This is a genomic window from Mesorhizobium sp. KR2-14, assembly GCF_040049255.1.
Classification (GTDB): domain Bacteria; phylum Pseudomonadota; class Alphaproteobacteria; order Rhizobiales; family Rhizobiaceae; genus Pseudaminobacter.
This window is the reverse complement of record NZ_JBDZDR010000001.1, coordinates 188,868-204,065: the sequence shown is the minus strand read 5'-3', so window position 1 is coordinate 204,065 and position 15,198 is coordinate 188,868. Positions and strand designations below refer to the sequence as shown.

General features: G+C 61.4%; 13 protein-coding genes and 4 tRNA genes. 9 read left to right on the top strand and 8 right to left on the bottom strand.

The features are described from left to right. Positions 1-96: 96 nt before the first annotated feature. Genes ABLE86_RS00985 through ABLE86_RS00965 form a run of 5 tightly spaced genes read left to right on the top strand, consistent with a single transcriptional unit; the run spans position 97 to position 4,546 of the window. Positions 97-1,476 (top strand): CpaF family protein, encoded by a 1,380-nt coding sequence (locus ABLE86_RS00985; protein WP_348777046.1) that lies wholly within the window; start codon positions 97-99, stop codon positions 1,474-1,476. After that, the gene (locus tag ABLE86_RS00980) at positions 1,477-2,442 is read left to right on the top strand and encodes a type II secretion system F family protein (protein ID WP_348777045.1); all 966 of its coding nucleotides are present in this window, start codon (positions 1,477-1,479) and stop codon (positions 2,440-2,442) included. 10 nt (positions 2,443-2,452) lie between these two features. After that, positions 2,453-3,409, top strand: coding sequence for a type II secretion system F family protein (locus ABLE86_RS00975; RefSeq protein ID WP_348777044.1), 957 nt, complete (start codon positions 2,453-2,455; stop codon positions 3,407-3,409). A gap of 59 nt (positions 3,410-3,468) precedes the next feature. After that, entirely contained in the window at positions 3,469-4,011 is a 543-nt protein-coding gene (locus tag ABLE86_RS00970) for a hypothetical protein (protein WP_348777043.1), read from the top strand. Between the two features lies 1 nt (position 4,012). Next, a complete protein-coding gene (locus ABLE86_RS00965; protein ID WP_348777042.1) occupies positions 4,013-4,546 on the top strand; it encodes a prepilin peptidase in 534 nt (177 codons plus the stop codon). A 207-nt stretch (positions 4,547-4,753) separates the two neighbouring features. On the opposite strand, the gene ABLE86_RS00960 is transcribed toward ABLE86_RS00965, so the two are convergent. Further along, positions 4,754-4,829, bottom strand: a tRNA-Val gene (locus ABLE86_RS00960). 214 nt (positions 4,830-5,043) lie between these two features. Here ABLE86_RS00960 and ABLE86_RS00955 point away from each other — a divergent pair. Both ABLE86_RS00955 and ABLE86_RS00950 read left to right on the top strand, forming a co-directional pair. After that, positions 5,044-5,120 (top strand) — tRNA-Asp (locus ABLE86_RS00955). Between the two features lie 175 nt (positions 5,121-5,295). Next, positions 5,296-5,372, top strand: a tRNA-Asp gene (locus ABLE86_RS00950). A 276-nt stretch (positions 5,373-5,648) separates the two neighbouring features. Here ABLE86_RS00950 and ABLE86_RS00945 read toward each other — a convergent pair. Then, the gene (locus ABLE86_RS00945; protein ID WP_348777041.1) at positions 5,649-6,254 is read right to left on the bottom strand and encodes an NUDIX domain-containing protein; all 606 of its coding nucleotides are present in this window, start codon (positions 6,252-6,254) and stop codon (positions 5,649-5,651) included. A gap of 82 nt (positions 6,255-6,336) precedes the next feature. Then, positions 6,337-6,421: transfer RNA gene (locus ABLE86_RS00940), tRNA-Leu, on the bottom strand. Positions 6,422-6,794: 373 nt separating this feature from the next. Between ABLE86_RS00940 and tig the strand changes: the two genes are divergently transcribed. After that, positions 6,795-8,273, top strand: a complete 1,479-nt coding sequence (tig, locus tag ABLE86_RS00935; RefSeq protein ID WP_348777710.1) for a trigger factor — start codon at positions 6,795-6,797, stop codon at positions 8,271-8,273. A gap of 96 nt (positions 8,274-8,369) precedes the next feature. On the opposite strand, the gene radC is transcribed toward tig, so the two are convergent. The 3 genes from radC to ABLE86_RS00920 form a co-directional block, all read right to left on the bottom strand. Then, positions 8,370-9,053, bottom strand: a complete 684-nt coding sequence (radC, locus tag ABLE86_RS00930; RefSeq protein ID WP_348777709.1) for a DNA repair protein RadC — start codon at positions 9,051-9,053, stop codon at positions 8,370-8,372. A 122-nt stretch (positions 9,054-9,175) separates the two neighbouring features. Continuing rightward, a complete protein-coding gene (gene map / locus ABLE86_RS00925) occupies positions 9,176-10,003 on the bottom strand; it encodes a type I methionyl aminopeptidase (RefSeq protein ID WP_348777040.1) in 828 nt (275 codons plus the stop codon). Positions 10,004-10,143: 140 nt separating this feature from the next. Then, positions 10,144-10,641: an Lrp/AsnC family transcriptional regulator gene (locus tag ABLE86_RS00920; protein WP_348777039.1), complete on the bottom strand. Its 498-nt coding sequence runs from the start codon at positions 10,639-10,641 to the stop codon at positions 10,144-10,146. A 403-nt stretch (positions 10,642-11,044) separates the two neighbouring features. Between ABLE86_RS00920 and guaB the strand changes: the two genes are divergently transcribed. Beyond that, on the top strand, positions 11,045-12,547 hold the full coding sequence (guaB, locus tag ABLE86_RS00915) for an IMP dehydrogenase (protein ID WP_348777038.1): 1,503 nt from the start codon (positions 11,045-11,047) through the stop codon (positions 12,545-12,547). Positions 12,548-12,598: 51 nt separating this feature from the next. On the opposite strand, the gene rnd is transcribed toward guaB, so the two are convergent. Together rnd and ABLE86_RS00905 are read right to left on the bottom strand one after the other, a co-directional pair. After that, positions 12,599-13,753, bottom strand: a complete 1,155-nt coding sequence (gene rnd / locus ABLE86_RS00910) for a ribonuclease D (RefSeq protein WP_348777037.1) — start codon at positions 13,751-13,753, stop codon at positions 12,599-12,601. A 26-nt stretch (positions 13,754-13,779) separates the two neighbouring features. Beyond that, positions 13,780-15,066 carry an MFS transporter gene (locus tag ABLE86_RS00905; RefSeq protein WP_348777036.1) on the bottom strand — a complete coding sequence of 429 codons (1,287 nt, stop codon included), beginning with the start codon at positions 15,064-15,066 and terminating at the stop codon, positions 13,780-13,782. Positions 15,067-15,198 lie beyond the last annotated feature (132 nt).

The window sequence follows — 15,198 nt, the reverse complement described above, 5'->3', positions numbered from 1 at the left end:
GGGCACCGAGGTGCCCGTCGCCGGACAGGGCAACCGGGTGTCGTCGCGAATGGAGGCATTCGCCGCGATGCAGGCAGGTGGGAGTGGGGCGCGACTATGCTTGGCCGCTTTACCAACTATCCGAGGCGGAAGGCCGAGGTTCTTCCGGAGCCTGCGGTGCCGCTGGCTGCCGTGCCCGCCGAGGAGCCGGGCGAAACCTCCCAGGCAGATGCGCTGCTGGCGCTAAAGGTCGACATTCACCGGCATCTGATCGAACGGTTCAATCTCGCGCTGCTGGAAACCGCGTCGAAGGAAGACATCCTGCGCGAGATACTTCCGCTGGTTCGCGAATTCGTCAGATCGCGCAACGTGCCTCTTAACGCGCGTGAGCTCGACCAGATCACCAGCGAAACCGCCGACGAGATGCTTGGCCTCGGGCCGATCGAGCCATTGCTCAAGGACGAATCCGTCGCCGACATTCTGATCAATACTCACAAGCGCGTGTTTATCGAAAGGCGAGGGGTCATCGAGGAAACCGCAATCCGCTTTCGCGACGAGGCGCATCTGATGCGGGTGATCAACAAGATCGTCTCGGCGATCGGCCGACGCGTCGACGAATCCTATCCCATGGTGGACGCTCGCCTCGAAGACGGATCACGCGTCAACGTTGCCGTACGGCCGATCACGGTGGATGGACCGCTCGTGTCGATCCGCAAATTCTCCCGGCGCCCATATTCGCTGGAGAGGCTCGTCGAATTCAACTCGATCCGACCGCCCATGATCGACCTGCTCAAGATTGCAGTGCAGTCGCGCAAGTCGATACTCGTGTCCGGCGGCACCGGCAGCGGCAAGACCACCATGCTCAACGCGCTGTCCAGTTACATTTCCCATCGCGAGCGCCTGATAACCATCGAGGACGCGGCGGAACTGCAGCTACAGCAGCCGCATGTCGGCCGGCTGGAGACGCGGCCTCCGAACGTCGAAGGGAAGGGCGAGGTTCGCCAGCGCGATCTGGTCAAGAATGCGCTGCGCATGCGCCCGGATCGCATCATTGTCGGCGAGGTGCGTGGCGAAGAGGCCTTCGACATGCTCCAGGCGATGAACACCGGCCACGAAGGCTCGATGACAACCATCCATGCCAACACGCCGAGAGACGCGCTTTCGAGGCTCGAGCAGATGATCGGCATGGCCGGCATGCCGATGAGCAGCGAATCGATCCGCGCCCAGATCGCCTCGGCCATCGACATCATCGTTCAGACGCAGCGCCTGTCCGACGGCGGCCGTCGGGTGATCTCCATTTCCGAGATAACCGGCATGGAAGGCAACGTCATTCAGCTGCAGGAGATTTATCACTTCATCCGCCGAGACGTGGCCGAGGACGGCAAGATCGTTGGCGAGTTCCGCGCTACCGGCGTCCGACCGCGATTCGCGCAGGAGGCTGCTACGCTCGGCCATCATTTCGCAAAAGACGCCTTCAATCCGCAGGTTCCGCTCTAGATGCTGACCGGCCAGACGCTCCTCTATTTCATTTACGTCCTGGCGGCGGCGTCGGTGATTCTGGTCGTCGAATCCCTCTATTTGTCCTATGCCGCACGGCGCCAGGCTGCAGGTGCGGTCAACCGGCGACTGAGGCGCCTGACCGAGGATGTCGCGGCCGAGCAGACTCTTCGGGGGCTGCTGCGCGAGCGCGGACTGAGCGACAGCGGCGATTTTCTTTTCGGTGCCGTGGCGCTTAACCGCCTCTACACGCAGTCGGGCATCACGGGGAACCCGCTGGCCTTTGCCGCAATGTTCATCCTGGCCGGGCTGGCCCTCGGGCTGGGCCTGCTGCTGACTTTTTCCGCACTTTGGGCTCTGCTCGCATTCCTCTTCGTCGGCTTCATCTTGCCGCTGCTGGTGCTGCGAAGGGCCCGCAACAAGCGCATCGCCAAATTCGCCAGGCAACTGCCGGACGCGCTCGACATGATCGTCCGGTCGCTGCGGGCCGGTCATCCGACCACTGTGGCAATCGGGCTTGTGGCACGTGAGATGCCGGATCCGATAGGCACCGAGTTCGGCATCGTTTCGGATGAGGTAACCTTCGGACTCAGCCTCGAGCAGGCAGTGAAGAAACTGTCGCAACGGGTGGGCTTCGAGGGGTTGAACCTGCTTTCGGTGTCGCTGTCCATCCAGGCGAGAACCGGCGGCAATCTGACCGAAATTCTATCGAACCTCTCGGGGGTGTTGCGCGAGCGCCAGAAGCTGCGCCTCAAGATACGGGCATTGTCTGCCGAGGGGCGTGTGTCGGCATGGATCATTTCGCTCTTTCCCCTCGTGATGTTCCTGATTCTTCAGCTGATCGCACCGAGCTACTACGGCGGCGTCTGGGGTGACCCGCTTATCACGCCGGTATTCGTCATCTTCGGCGCCTGGGCGCTGGTCGGCGATTACATCATGTATCGCATGGTAAATTTCGAAGTCTGAGGGGCTGGAGATGAGCTTTCTTTCCAGCTTTCAGAACCTGGGTCTGCTGATCTCGATAACGGTTTTTGCTGCCGCGGTTTCGCTTTTCCTGTTCGCGGCGTTTCTGTTCCGGCCGCTCCTTCAGACCAGGCGGATGGTCGCCCAGAGCCTGTTGAACGATCCGCCCGCCGATCGGCGATCGCTGGCCGTGCAGGAACAATTGACCAAGCTTGCCGCGCAGCGCCCGGTCGAGGCCTATTTCGAAGCGCTGGAAAGAGAGCGCGGAAGACCGGACGCCCTGGAAATAAAGCTGTTTCGCGCCGGCTTCTACCAGAAGAGCGCGCCGCTGCTCTACTTGCTGAGCCGTGTCGGGGCCGTCGTGGCGGGGTTTGCCGGGGCCTATCTGGTCTTGCTGCAGGTGCTGCCGCAGAAGATGCCGGAGTTCGTGGGTTTTGCCGGCGCCGGTCTGTTCGGGCTTGCCTGCATGGTCATTCCCAGCATCGCGCTTGACCGATTCGAGCGGGCACAGCAGCGTCAGTATCGCATCGGGTTTCCCGATTTCATGGACATGATGATCACCTGCGCGGACGCCGGCATGAGCCTTGAGGCGGCAGTGGAGCGGGTGAGCAGCGAACTCGCGGGCACACGCAAGTGGGTCGGCATTCAGTTGTCGATCATGAATTTGCAGTTGCGGGCGGGAAAGCCGTTGCGCGAGGCTCTGCGTGACCTATCGGACCGGATGGGGCTCGAAGAGGCCAAGTCGCTCGCTGTTCTGTTTCGCCAGTCTGAGGAACTGGGCACGAGCCTGACCGAAGCCTTGCGCGTCTACAGTGGAGAGATGCGTTCCCAGCGGATCCTGCGTGCCGAGGATCGAGCCAATTCGCTTCCGGTAAAGATGATGATCCCGCTGGGCCTCTGCATCTTCCCGGTTGTGCTGATGGTGATCATGCTGCCCGTCATCATCCGGATGAGAGGTGTGTTTTTCTGATCCGGCTGGCGGCCGATGCAAATTCAATAATGGCACCAAAGGTGCTGCGGGGGACAAGAATGGCAAGGTCAATTCATATCGTTGTCGCCACATGCTTGCTGGGCGGCGTGCTTGCCGGATGCAAGACAATAGACGATGGCATCGTCCGCACCAACGAGCCGACACCTTCGGAACTCACCTCGTTTGGCGATACCTTCAAAGGTCTGAAAACCGTTTCCGACGTCGAGTACTACGCCTCCGACGAAGCGGTGGCAGAGGCCAAGAACCAGTTTCGGCAAGGAAACTACGGCAATTCCGGCGCACTGTTCTACAAGGCCGTTCAGCTGGCGCCCAATGATGGGGTTGCATGGCTGGGCCTGGCCGCCTCCTGCGATCGCATCCGCCGCTTCGACCTTTCCGACAAGGCCTACAAGCGCGCATACGTGCAGCTCGGCGGAACCCCGGAATATTACAACAATTACGGCTACTCCAAGTTGCTGCGTGGCAATCTACAGGAGGCTAGAGCCAACTTTCTTCACGCCTATGAGCTCGCGCCGGGGGATCCGACTGTAAGAAACAACTTGCAGCTTCTCTCCTCCAGCGTGACCAACATCGAGCGGTGAAATGCTGCTGCTCGTCTCATTCGTGATGAAGCTTCTGGCAGTGCCGCTTTTGCTGCGGATCGGCTGGAACGATTTCACTACTCAAAAGATTCGCAACAACGATGTCGTGCTTTTGCTGAGCCTTGGCGCGGCATCGCTGTTCCTCGCCGCCCTGGCAGAGAATTCGTGGTGGAACTTTGGCATGAGCGCGATTGCGGGGGCACTGCTGTTCCTGCTGCTGTTTCCCTTTTGGCTGATGCGTAAGGTCGGCGCTGGCGACGTCAAGCTCATGGCCGTCGCGCCGCTTGTCTCGGGCGGGGGCGACTTGCTCGCCTTTTCCATCGCGCTTCTCGTTTTCACGCTGATCACCGCGGTTGTCGTGCGCAATCCGCTTTTGCTGCCATCGCCCGCTTTCCGGGCCTATATCCAGCACCTGGATCGCCAGCGCGTTGTGCCCTTCGGCGTGCCCATCTCGGCCGCGCTGCTGGCGATCATCGTCCTGCAAGTTTACCAGCAGGCTGCATATTTCATCACCACGCAGGCATTCCCGCATTGAGGACTGGCAACCCGTGACGTGATCACGGCACAGCTTGCCAAAAATCTCGAGAATGTCGGGACCGGACCATCTGACAGAGTCGAGCCCGTCGGATCGAAAGGTGCGGCGGGCTTTGTTTTTTAGCCTGCAATGGCGGCGTCGGGTTTATTGAACCTGTGGCGCACTTCGTAAATCGGATGGAAAGACCAGGAATTTCACTGGTGCAAGTGGTGGGCGATGACGGACTCGAACCGCCGACATCTTCGGTGTAAACGAAGCGCTCTACCAACTGAGCTAATCGCCCACTTCGGGCGGGACGTTTAAGCGGTTCGCTTCCCGTCCGCAACAAAAATCCGCCACTACAAACGGTTATGGCGGATTTGATGCTCTTTCGCCGGCTATCCCCAAAGCCTTTGGCGGAAAAGTGAGATTGATGCACAGTGCCGCTTGACACTCACACCCGAACACCGTAATTCCCCCTCCATCGACGCGGGGCCGAACTGGCCCACGTCCAAAGCGCGGGTGTAGCTCAGTCGGTTAGAGTGCCGGCCTGTCACGCCGGAGGTCGCGGGTTCGAGCCCCGTCACTCGCGCCATTTTTTTTCAAGAGCTTATAACAAGCTGTTCTCCTGAAAAATCAAGTCCTCCAAAGGTCACGAGGCCTTGTCCACGGGATCGTCTTCGCGGCGAGTTTTGGCGTGTTGACAGTGGCCTGCGAACACCGTAATGGCTGCTTCCAGCGACGCGGGCCGAACGGCTCACGTCCGAAGCGCGGGTGTAGCTCAGTCGGTTAGAGTGCCGGCCTGTCACGCCGGAGGTCGCGGGTTCGAGCCCCGTCACTCGCGCCATTTTTTCAGCCTGAAAATGGCTGCTTTCCTGAACGTATGCCTACTGCGGAGCGGCCGGGTGAGGAATCCCTCACGGGCTGGTTTTCCGATCTGTTGCCGCAAACCAAAGCGCTCTCAAGGTCTCCGAGAATCGAGGGCAGAATAGCAGGGTGCCAAGGTGCTTGCTGAGTTCTTGAGCGCCCGCATGGGTTGAGCCCCCCTCGGGATCTTTGGGCGAATCGCCTTCAGGTGATCGGCTGGCGCGCAAACGCAGAATGTGAATGGCGGGCGGGGCGGTTACGAATCGCCGAGTTCTTCGAAGACTTTTGCTGCCGCAGCATGGTGGCGTGGGAATGCCCATTCGCCGGCCGGGCCCGCTTCCGATACGAACAGCACCTCCATTGCCTCGCCATCGCCTTGCCCGCCTCCTGCGACCGGCTGTGTGGCGCGGGCAATGACGAGATTGTTGCCGTATTCGTCGGTCTCCATCGACACGAGGCGGAGTGCAGCGGGCTCGATTCTGTGCCCCGTTTCCTCGAACACTTCGCGGGCGCCGGCCTGTTGCCAGGTTTCGCCACGCATGTGATAGCCGCCGGGCAGCGCAAGCAATCCATGTCCGGGCTGGTTGGCACGCCTGATCACCAGCAGTTGGCCTTCGTCGTTCGTGGCAAGAACCGCGACGACGGTGGGCGTGTTGTCATAGATCGGGCGGCCATCCTCGGTATGGGCGATGGGTTTGTCGGCCATAGCGCTACTGGTCCTGAGTGTGCTGGCCGCGGCGATGCGCGCGATCTGCCGCCGCCGGCCTTGGCGACGCTTTCCGGCAACTTGCACGGTACTTGATCTGTGATCGGTTTTGGAGTTGAAAAGGGCGAACCGCTTGCCGCCGTTCGCCTTTTGCAAATGGAGCGATATCCCGGTTCTCCGAGACGTGAGCGAAAAAGCCGCTGCTACAAGCCTGATTCCGTGCCGTCTTGGAGCCAAATGGTGCGGATGAAGGGACTCGAACCCCCACGCCTTTCGGCACCGGAACCTAAATCCGGGGCGTCTACCAATTCCGCCACATCCGCATCCCGCTCGCATTCTCATGTAGTCGTCACTCTGTCAATGTCGCGCCGGTGCGTTAAATGGTTGAATCGCACGGAAATGTGCCGGTTGGCGCGCGTGAAGAGTGTTGAAAAATCGGTCCGTGTGTGACAAAAGGCGTGTCAAATGTGACGGGTTATAAATTCACGCTTCGGACGTATGTGGTAAGAAGCAGGTAAAACAACGACTTACCCATATTCTCGGAGCGCTCTGAGGGCAATTGATACCCGATGGATGGAACCGTCCCGGAACAGTTGATTCACCCGCACCGAAGGAATGCCCGCCACGAGAACACCCGCAGGTCGAGCGGCATGGAGCCGTTGGTCAGGCGGCATTCGTGAAAACAAAGGTTTGATGATGCAGGTTACCGAAACACTCAATTCCGGTCTTAAGCGCGAAATCAAGGTGATCGTGCCGGCTGGCGAAATGGAGTCCAAGCTCGTCGAACGACTTGCGGATGCCAAGGACAAGGTGCGCCTCAACGGCTTCCGCCCGGGCAAGGTGCCGATGCAGCACCTGCGCAAGGTCTACGGCAAGTCGTTCATGGCCGAGGTGGTCAACGAGATCCTGTCGAACTCGACCCGCTCGATTCTCGCCGAGCGCGGTGAAAAGGCTGCCATGCAGCCCGAAGTCACCATGACCGAGGACGAGAAGGAAGCCGAGAAGATCTTGGCCGGGGGCGCCGACTTCGAGTTCCAGCTCGCCTATGAGGTCATTCCGACCATCGAAATCCAGGATTTCTCCAAGATCGCCGTGACCCGTCAGGTGTTCGGCGTGCCGGAGGAGGAAGTCGAGGAGCAGGTCAAGCGCATTGCCGAATCCTCGCGCTCCTATGAGCCCAAGGAAGGCAAGGCCGAAGAGGGCGATCGCGTCACCATCGACTATGTCGGCAAGATCGACGGCACGCCGTTCAACGGCGGCACGGGCAGCGACCAGCCGCTGGTGCTCGGCTCCAAGGAATTCATCTCCGGCTTCGAGGACCAGCTGATCGGCACCAAGGCCGGCGACGAGAAGCTCGTCACCGTGACCTTCCCGGAAAACTACGGCGCTGCAGAGCTCGCCGGCAAGGAAGCCACCTTCGACGTGACCGTCAAGGAAGTGGCCAAGCCGGGTGAACTCGAGATCAACGACGAGACCGCCAAGAATCTCGGCCTCGAATCGCTCGAGCGCCTGCGCGAGATCGTGCGCGGCCAGATCGAAAGCCAGTTCGGCGCGATGACCCGCCAGAAGGTGAAGCGTCAGCTGCTCGACCAGCTCGACGAGGGCTACAAGTTCGAAGCGCCGTCGAATCTCGTCGACACCGAGTTCAACAACATCTGGAACCAGGTTCAGCGCGATCTGGAGGCTGCCGGCCGCACCTTTGCCGATGAAGAGACGACGGAAGAGGAAGCCCGCGCCGAATACCAACGCCTCGCTGAGCGCCGCGTGCGTCTGGGTCTGGTGCTTGCCGAGATCGGCGAAAAGGCCGGCGTGCAGGTGAGCGACGAGGAAATGCAGCGTGCGCTGTTCGACGTCGTGCGTCGCTATCCCGGCAACCAGCAGCAGGAAGTCTTCGAGTTCTACCGCAACAACGCCAATGCGCTGGCCTCGCTGCGCGCGCCGCTGTTCGAAGAGAAGGTCATCGACCATCTGCTGACCCAGATCTCCGTCACCGACCAGAAGGTCAGCAAGGAAGAGCTGATGGCCGAGGACGAGGAAGAGGCCGCCGGCGAAGCCAAGACCGAGAAGAAGACGAAGAAGGCCTCGGCCAAGAAGGCTGACGAAGCCGGCGCCGAAGAGCCGAAGAAGAAGGCTGCGCCGAAGAAGAAGGCCGCCAAGGAAGGCGACGCCGAATAAGGCGCTGCCGCTTGGAAACAGGAAAAGGCCGCTCGATCGAGCGGCCTTTTTTCTTGCCCTCCATTTCGAGGGCAGGGCTGGTCGAGCCTTCGAGGCTCAGATCAAAAGCAGTCCCTTCATGCTGGAATAGCCCTTCTTGCCGATGATGATGTGGTCGTGCACGGCGATGCCGAGCGGGCGTGCGGCCTCGATGATCGTCTTGGTCATGTCGATATCGGCGCGAGACGGGGTCGGATCGCCCGACGGGTGGTTGTGCACGAGGATGATGGCCGTCGCCGAAAGCTCCAGCGCGCGCCGCACCACCTCGCGCGGATAAACCGGGGTGTGGTCGACGGTGCCGGTCTGCTGCACTTCGTCGGCAATCAGGGTGTTCTTCTTGTCGAGGAACAGGATGCGGAACTGCTCTCGCGCCTCGAAGGCCATCGCCGCGCGACAATAGTCGAGCACATGGTTCCATGAAGAAAGAATCTCGCGTCCCTCGATCTGGCCGCGCGCCATGCGCTGTGCGGCGGCCGCCACGATCTTGATGTCCATGGCGGCGCCTTCGCCGATGTCCTCGACCTCGCGCAACAGGTGCTCGGGCGCCCCGAGCACTTCGGCAAGCGAGCCGAACCGCTTCAGAAGCGCCTTGGCGCGCTCCTTGGTGTCCGCGCGCGGGATTGAGCGGAACAGAAGCAGTTCAAGCAATTCATAGTCGGAAATCGCATCGGGGCCGGCTTGCTGGAACCGTTCGCGCAGCCGCTGTCTATGGCCGAGATAGTGCGGCTTTGCCACCCGCATCGCGGCGGGTTTGATGGGCGGCAATGGCTGCTCGGCAAACAGCCCTCGCTCGTCCTCGTGGTCATCGGTCATGCCACGTTCCCCCAAAAAGTGTCGCCGCTTCAGCGGCGACCTGGGGGATATTAGGAAGACAGGCCGGGCCGGTCGAGTCCCTTGGGCGACAAGGTGAAAATCTCGCAGCCTGTCGAGGTCACACCCACCGTGTGCTCGTATTGTGCGGAGAGCGAGCGGTCGCGGGTAACGGCCGTCCAGCCATCGGAAAGCACTTTTACGTGCGGGCGACCGAGATTGATCATCGGTTCGATGGTGAAGATCATGCCCTCGCGCATCTCGACGCCCTCGTTCGGGCTGCCGTAGTGCAGGATGTTGGGCGCGTCGTGGAAAAGCTGCCCCACGCCGTGGCCGCAGAAATCGCGCACCACCGAGCAGCGCTCGCCTTCGGCATAGGTCTGGATTGCGGCGCCGATCGCTCCGGTGCGGGCGCCGGGTCGAACGGCTGCGATGCCGCGCACAAGGCACTCATACGTCACCTCGAGCAGGCGCTCGGCGGCGCGCTTGATGGTGCCAACCGGATACATGCGGCTGGAATCGCCATGCCAGCCGTCGAGAATGTAGGTCACGTCGATATTGACGATATCGCCCTCGCGCAGGGGCTTGTCGTCGGGGATGCCATGGCACACGACATGATTGATCGATGTGCAGGTGGATTTCGTATAGCCGCGATAGTTCAGCGTGGCGGGCAGGGCGCCGTTATCCATGCCGAACTCGAACACGAAGCGATCGATCTCATTGGTGGTCACGCCGGGCTTCACCACGTCGACAAGCTCGTCGAGACAACGCGCGGTCAGGTTGCAGGCCTTGCGCATGCCGGCAAAGGCTTCCTCGCCATAGAGGCGGATCTGACCTGTATTGCGTAGCGGGGCCGAAGCGGCGTCCAGATAGGTAACCATGGAAATGACCTGCATGTCGAAAGAGCGATGGGCGAATACGCCCGCGACCGCCCTGATGTGACACCTGATCGCGCTGGCTTCAAGTCCAAACAGGCCAGGAGCGACCAAAAGGCCGCATATCGGAGCGAATCGGCGTCGCTCTAGGCGCCAATGTCATCGGGGACGAGCCGCTCCAGTGGGAGCGCGCCTTCGTCCTTCACCGTCTTGATGACGATGTAGGTGAAATGGCGGTCTATGCCGAGCTGGCGTGCGAGCAGATCGTCGACGAGCCGCTGGTAGCCTTCGATATCGCGGGCAACGATCTTCAGCATGTAGTCGACACCGCCGCCAACCGACCAGCACGCGACAATCTCGGGAACTTCCTTGATGGCCTGTTCGAAGCGCTCGAAATCCACCTGGCGATGAGCGCTCAGCGTCACTTCCATCAGCACCGTCGCTACTGGCGCCACCTGACGCATCGCCACCGTGGCGTGGTAGCCCTTCACCACGCCGGCCTCTTCAAGCCTCTTTAGCCGTGCCCAGCAGAGAGCCTGAGACTGCTCGACCTGCTCGGCAAGTTCTTCCCTGGTAATGCGCCCGTTTCCCTGCACGGCATTGAGAATGCGCAGGTCGATCGGATCGAGTTTTATGGTGCTCATGGCCTGCCCGAATGAATCGATGGCCGGACAAATGGCGGATCGGTTTCTCTCTTGTCAATTGTGAGCCCCCGCTTTGAGGAGTTGACCCGTCGTGGGCGGCAGGGCAACTTGCCCACCGGTGCTGGAGCTTTCCGCTGCGGCGCCTTGGGGCCGGGAACCGTCGGAAGCATATCCGATGATGCGCCGGTCTCCCGACGGTGGTGCCGGTTTCGGGCGGGGGGCTTGAAGCCGGCATCATCTCTGCCAGCCGCTCCGGATTCGCAATTGCCTAAAAAGTGTATCCCGAGCCGCTTTTCATCGAGCGGCGGACGTGATACGAGCCCTTGCCATTCCTGAAGGAAACAGAAGAGTCAGCGCTGCTCCTCCGAGCGTTAGCGCGCGTTTCCTGTATTGAGGGCTTGTCATGGCAAAGATCATCGAAACCGCAACCGGCGTGATGGCGCTGACTTTTGACGACGTGCTGCTTCAGCCCGGTCACTCGGAGATCATGCCCGGGCAGACCGACGTGAGCACGGTGATTGCCGGCGACATAGAGCTGAACATCCCCATCCTCTCTGCGGCCATGGACACCGTGACCGAAGCGCGCCTTGCCATCGCAATGGCGCAGGCCGGCGGCATCGGCGTCATTCATCGCAATTTCTCGCCTGAAGAGCAGGCGGAGCAGGTGCGGCAGGTCAAGAAATTCGAATCGGGCATGGTGGTAAATCCCGTCACCATCGGCCCTGATGCCACGCTTGCCGATGCGCAGGCCTTGATGCGCGCACATGGCATTTCCGGTATTCCGGTGGTGGAAAAGGGTGGCACGGGCGGCCACCGCACCGGGCGGCTCGTTGGCATCCTGACCAACCGCGACGTGCGTTTCGCCAACGATCCCAATCAGACGGTGTCGGAGCTGATGACGCGCGAAAACCTGGTCACGGTCCGCGAAAGCGTCGACCAGACCGAGGCCAAGCGGCTGCTGCACCAGCATCGGATCGAAAAGCTGCTGGTTGTCGACATGCATGGCAACTGCGTCGGCCTGATAACCGTCAAGGACATCGAGAAGAGCCAGCTCAATCCCAACGCCAGCAAGGACGCGCAAGGGCGGCTGCGGGCGGCTGCCGCCACCAGCGTCGGCGACGATGGCTTCGAGCGAGCAGAACGCCTGATCGACGCCGGCGTGGACCTGCTGGTCATCGACACCGCGCATGGCCATTCGCAGCGCGTGCTCGACGCCGTCAGCCGCGTGAAGAAGCTTTCCAATGCCGTGCGCATCATGGCGGGCAATGTTGCAACGGCCGACGGCACCAAGGCGCTGATCGATGCCGGTGCGGATGCGGTGAAGGTCGGCATCGGGCCCGGTTCCATCTGCACCACGCGCATTGTCGCCGGCGTCGGCGTTCCGCAGCTTTCGGCAATCATGGCGGCGGTGGAAACCGCCCAGAAGGCAGGCGTCTCCGTCATTGCCGATGGCGGCGTCAAATTCTCCGGTGACCTGGCAAAGGCGCTGGCCGCCGGCGCCACCGCGGCCATGATCGGTTCTCTTCTGGCCGGCACGGATGAAAGCCCGGGCGAGGTCTATCTCCATCAGGGCCGTTCGTTCAAAGCCTATCGCGGCATGGGCTCAGTCGGTGCCATGGCGCGCGGTTCGGCCGACCGCTACTTCCAGGCGGAGGTTCGCGACACGCTGAAGCTGGTTCCGGAAGGCATTGAAGGGCAGGTGCCCTACAAGGGGCCGGTGGCCGGCGTCCTGCATCAGCTTACGGGCGGGTTGAGAGCGGCGATGGGCTATGTCGGCGGGGGCAACCTGGCGGAATTCCGCGAGCGCGCCACCTTCGTGCGCATTTCGAACGCCGGCCTGCGCGAAAGCCATGCGCATGGCGTGGCGATCACGCGGGAAAGCCCGAACTACCCGGGCAGCTTCTGAGGTTTGAACGAATGCCTTCGAGCGGGGCGGACCCGCTCGAAGGCTGGAGACCTATTTGGTTTCGAAGACCACCACCTTGCGGTGGTCGAATTTCAGCGCGATCTCTCCGCGCACCAGTTGCGCGGCGACGTTTCCGAACACTTCCCGCCGCCAGCCATGCATGGCAGGCACATCGGCCTCCTCGCCCAGTGCTGCAATGCGGTCGATGTCATCGCCAGACGCCAGAACCTTTGCGGCCACGCCCTCCTTCTCGGAGATTTGGCGCAGCAGAACCTTGAGAAGCTCCGAGGCCGCGCTGCTTCCCTCAGGCGCCGGCTGCGCCTTCGGCAGCTTCGGAAGCTGTTCCTTCGGCAGTTGCAGCGCACGGTTGACCGCTTCCAGCAATGCAGTTGCGGTGGACGAGCGCTCCCAGCCCTTCGGCACCGTCCTCAGGCGCGACAGCGCCGCGGCATCGCGGGGCTGCTGCTGCGCGATTTCGAAGATGGCGTCGTCTTTCAGCACGCGGCCGCGGGGCACGTTGCGTTCGCGGGCCTCTCGTTCGCGCCATGCCGCGACAGACTGCGCCACCGCCAGTTCCATCGGCTTGCGCAGACGCATCTTGAGGCGCTTCCAGGCGTCGTCCGGATGCGGGTCGTAGGTTTCCCGCGCGGTCAGGATCTCCATCTCCTCGTTGAGCCAGTGAGCGCGGTTGGCGCGCTCGAGCTGTGCCTTGAGATGCTGGTAGACTTCGATGAGATGCGTGACGTCGGCCAGCGCGTAGGCCAGCTGCTTGTCCGAAAGCGGCCTGTGGCGCCAGTCGGTGAAACGCGACGACTTGTCGAGATGCGCGCCGGTCACTTTCTGGACCAACTGGTCGTAGGAAACGCTGTCGCCAAAGCCGCAGACCATTGCGGCCACCTGGGTGTCGAAAACCGGGTGCGGAATCAGCTCGCCCAGGTGGAAGATGATCTCGATGTCCTGTCGGGCGGCGTGAAACACCTTGGTCACCGCCTCGTTCGCCATCAGGGCGAAAAACGGCTTCAGGTCGATCTCCGGCGACAGCGGATCAATCAGCGCCTCGACGCCAGGGGCTGCCATCTGGATCAGGCAGAGCTCTGGCCAGAAGGTCGTCTCGCGAATGAACTCGGTGTCGACGGTCACGAAGCTCGACTTTTCGAGCGCGGCAATCGCCGTTTCGAGCTCTTTCTGGGTCGTTATGATGTGCATGAAAGTTCTTTGGCTGGAAATGGAAGTCATTTCCTTTCAGTCTGAGAGGCATTCGTCAAGCGCTGCGAGGCAAGTGCGGGTTCCGCAGTCTCGTCTGCCTTGCGCCGGGCCAGGCGGGCAAAAACCGTCGACGTGCGCAGAAGCGCTATGAAGCGGCCACGCTCGCTTTCCGGCACGCCTTCACGAACGCCCATACGGTAAAGCGTGATGACGACGAAAATGGCGTAGACGCAGCCCATGAACGCAAAAAGAGAATGCGGGCCCATGTGTTCCATGACCGCCGAGGCCGCAAAGGGCCCAACTATCGCGCCGATGGAATAGAACAGCATCAGAGCGGCGTTGACCAGCACGAACTCGTCCTTGCCCGCGCGGTCGTTTGCATGCGCGGCGGACAGCGAAAACAGCGGCATCGCAAAGGAGCCGAAGACGAAGACCAGAGCAAAATTTGCAAGGGGAGCGTTGCCGGCCAGGAAGGCCAGCGCCAGGGTGGAAAGCATCGCCAGGGTGGTCGTCATCAACAACACCTTGCGTCTGTCCCAGCGGTCGGAAAGGTGGCCCAGCGGATACTGGATCAGCGCGCCGCCGATGATTCCCACGCTGATGAAGGTCACGACGTCGGTGACCGACATGCCGATCTCTTCAGCATAGACGGGGCTCAGGGTGCGAAAGGCGCTGTTGGTCACGCCGACGGCGATGCAGCCGATGGAGCCCAGTGGCGAGATGCGCCAGACCCTGGCAAGATCAAGCTTGACATCTTCCGGTGGCTTGGGGTTCGACCTGTCGCCTAGCGAGATGGGCACCAGCGACAGGGTGATCATGATCGACATGATCGCGAAGATGGCGAAGCCATCGGCACCGAAAACGGGAATCATGAACTGCGCGCCGGTCACCGAGCCGATATCCACGATGCGGTAGATTGCCAGCACCCGCGCCCTGTCGTGGTTCTGGGCACCTGAATTCAGCCAGCTCTCCATGACGGTGAACAGCCCGGCGAAGCAGAAGCCGGTGACGAAACGAATGACCGACCACATCACCGGGTCGATGACCAGGATGAGCAGCAGTGTACCCGACGAGGCCATCGCGGCCAGTGCCGAGAACGCGCGAACGTGGCCGACCGACTTCATGATCCGCGAGATGGCGATGCAGCCCAGCAGGAACCCGGCGAAATAGGCCGTTCCCATGAAGCCGATGATCGAGGCGGAGAAGCCTTCCTGCGCACCTCGCAAGGCGATAAGGGTGCCTTGCAGACCATTGCCCCCTAGAAGAATGCCGGCGGCGATAAGAAGCGGGATCAACGGGCGAATGGAAGACATAATCAACATTCGGTTGGCAAAATAAGAGTAGTGGACCAACCACCTTGGGATTGCCAGCGGCAATATCGCCCAGGATTGGGCCAAAGGACGCCATTGCCTTGACAAAACACAGTGCACATGCGCTTTTCGCCC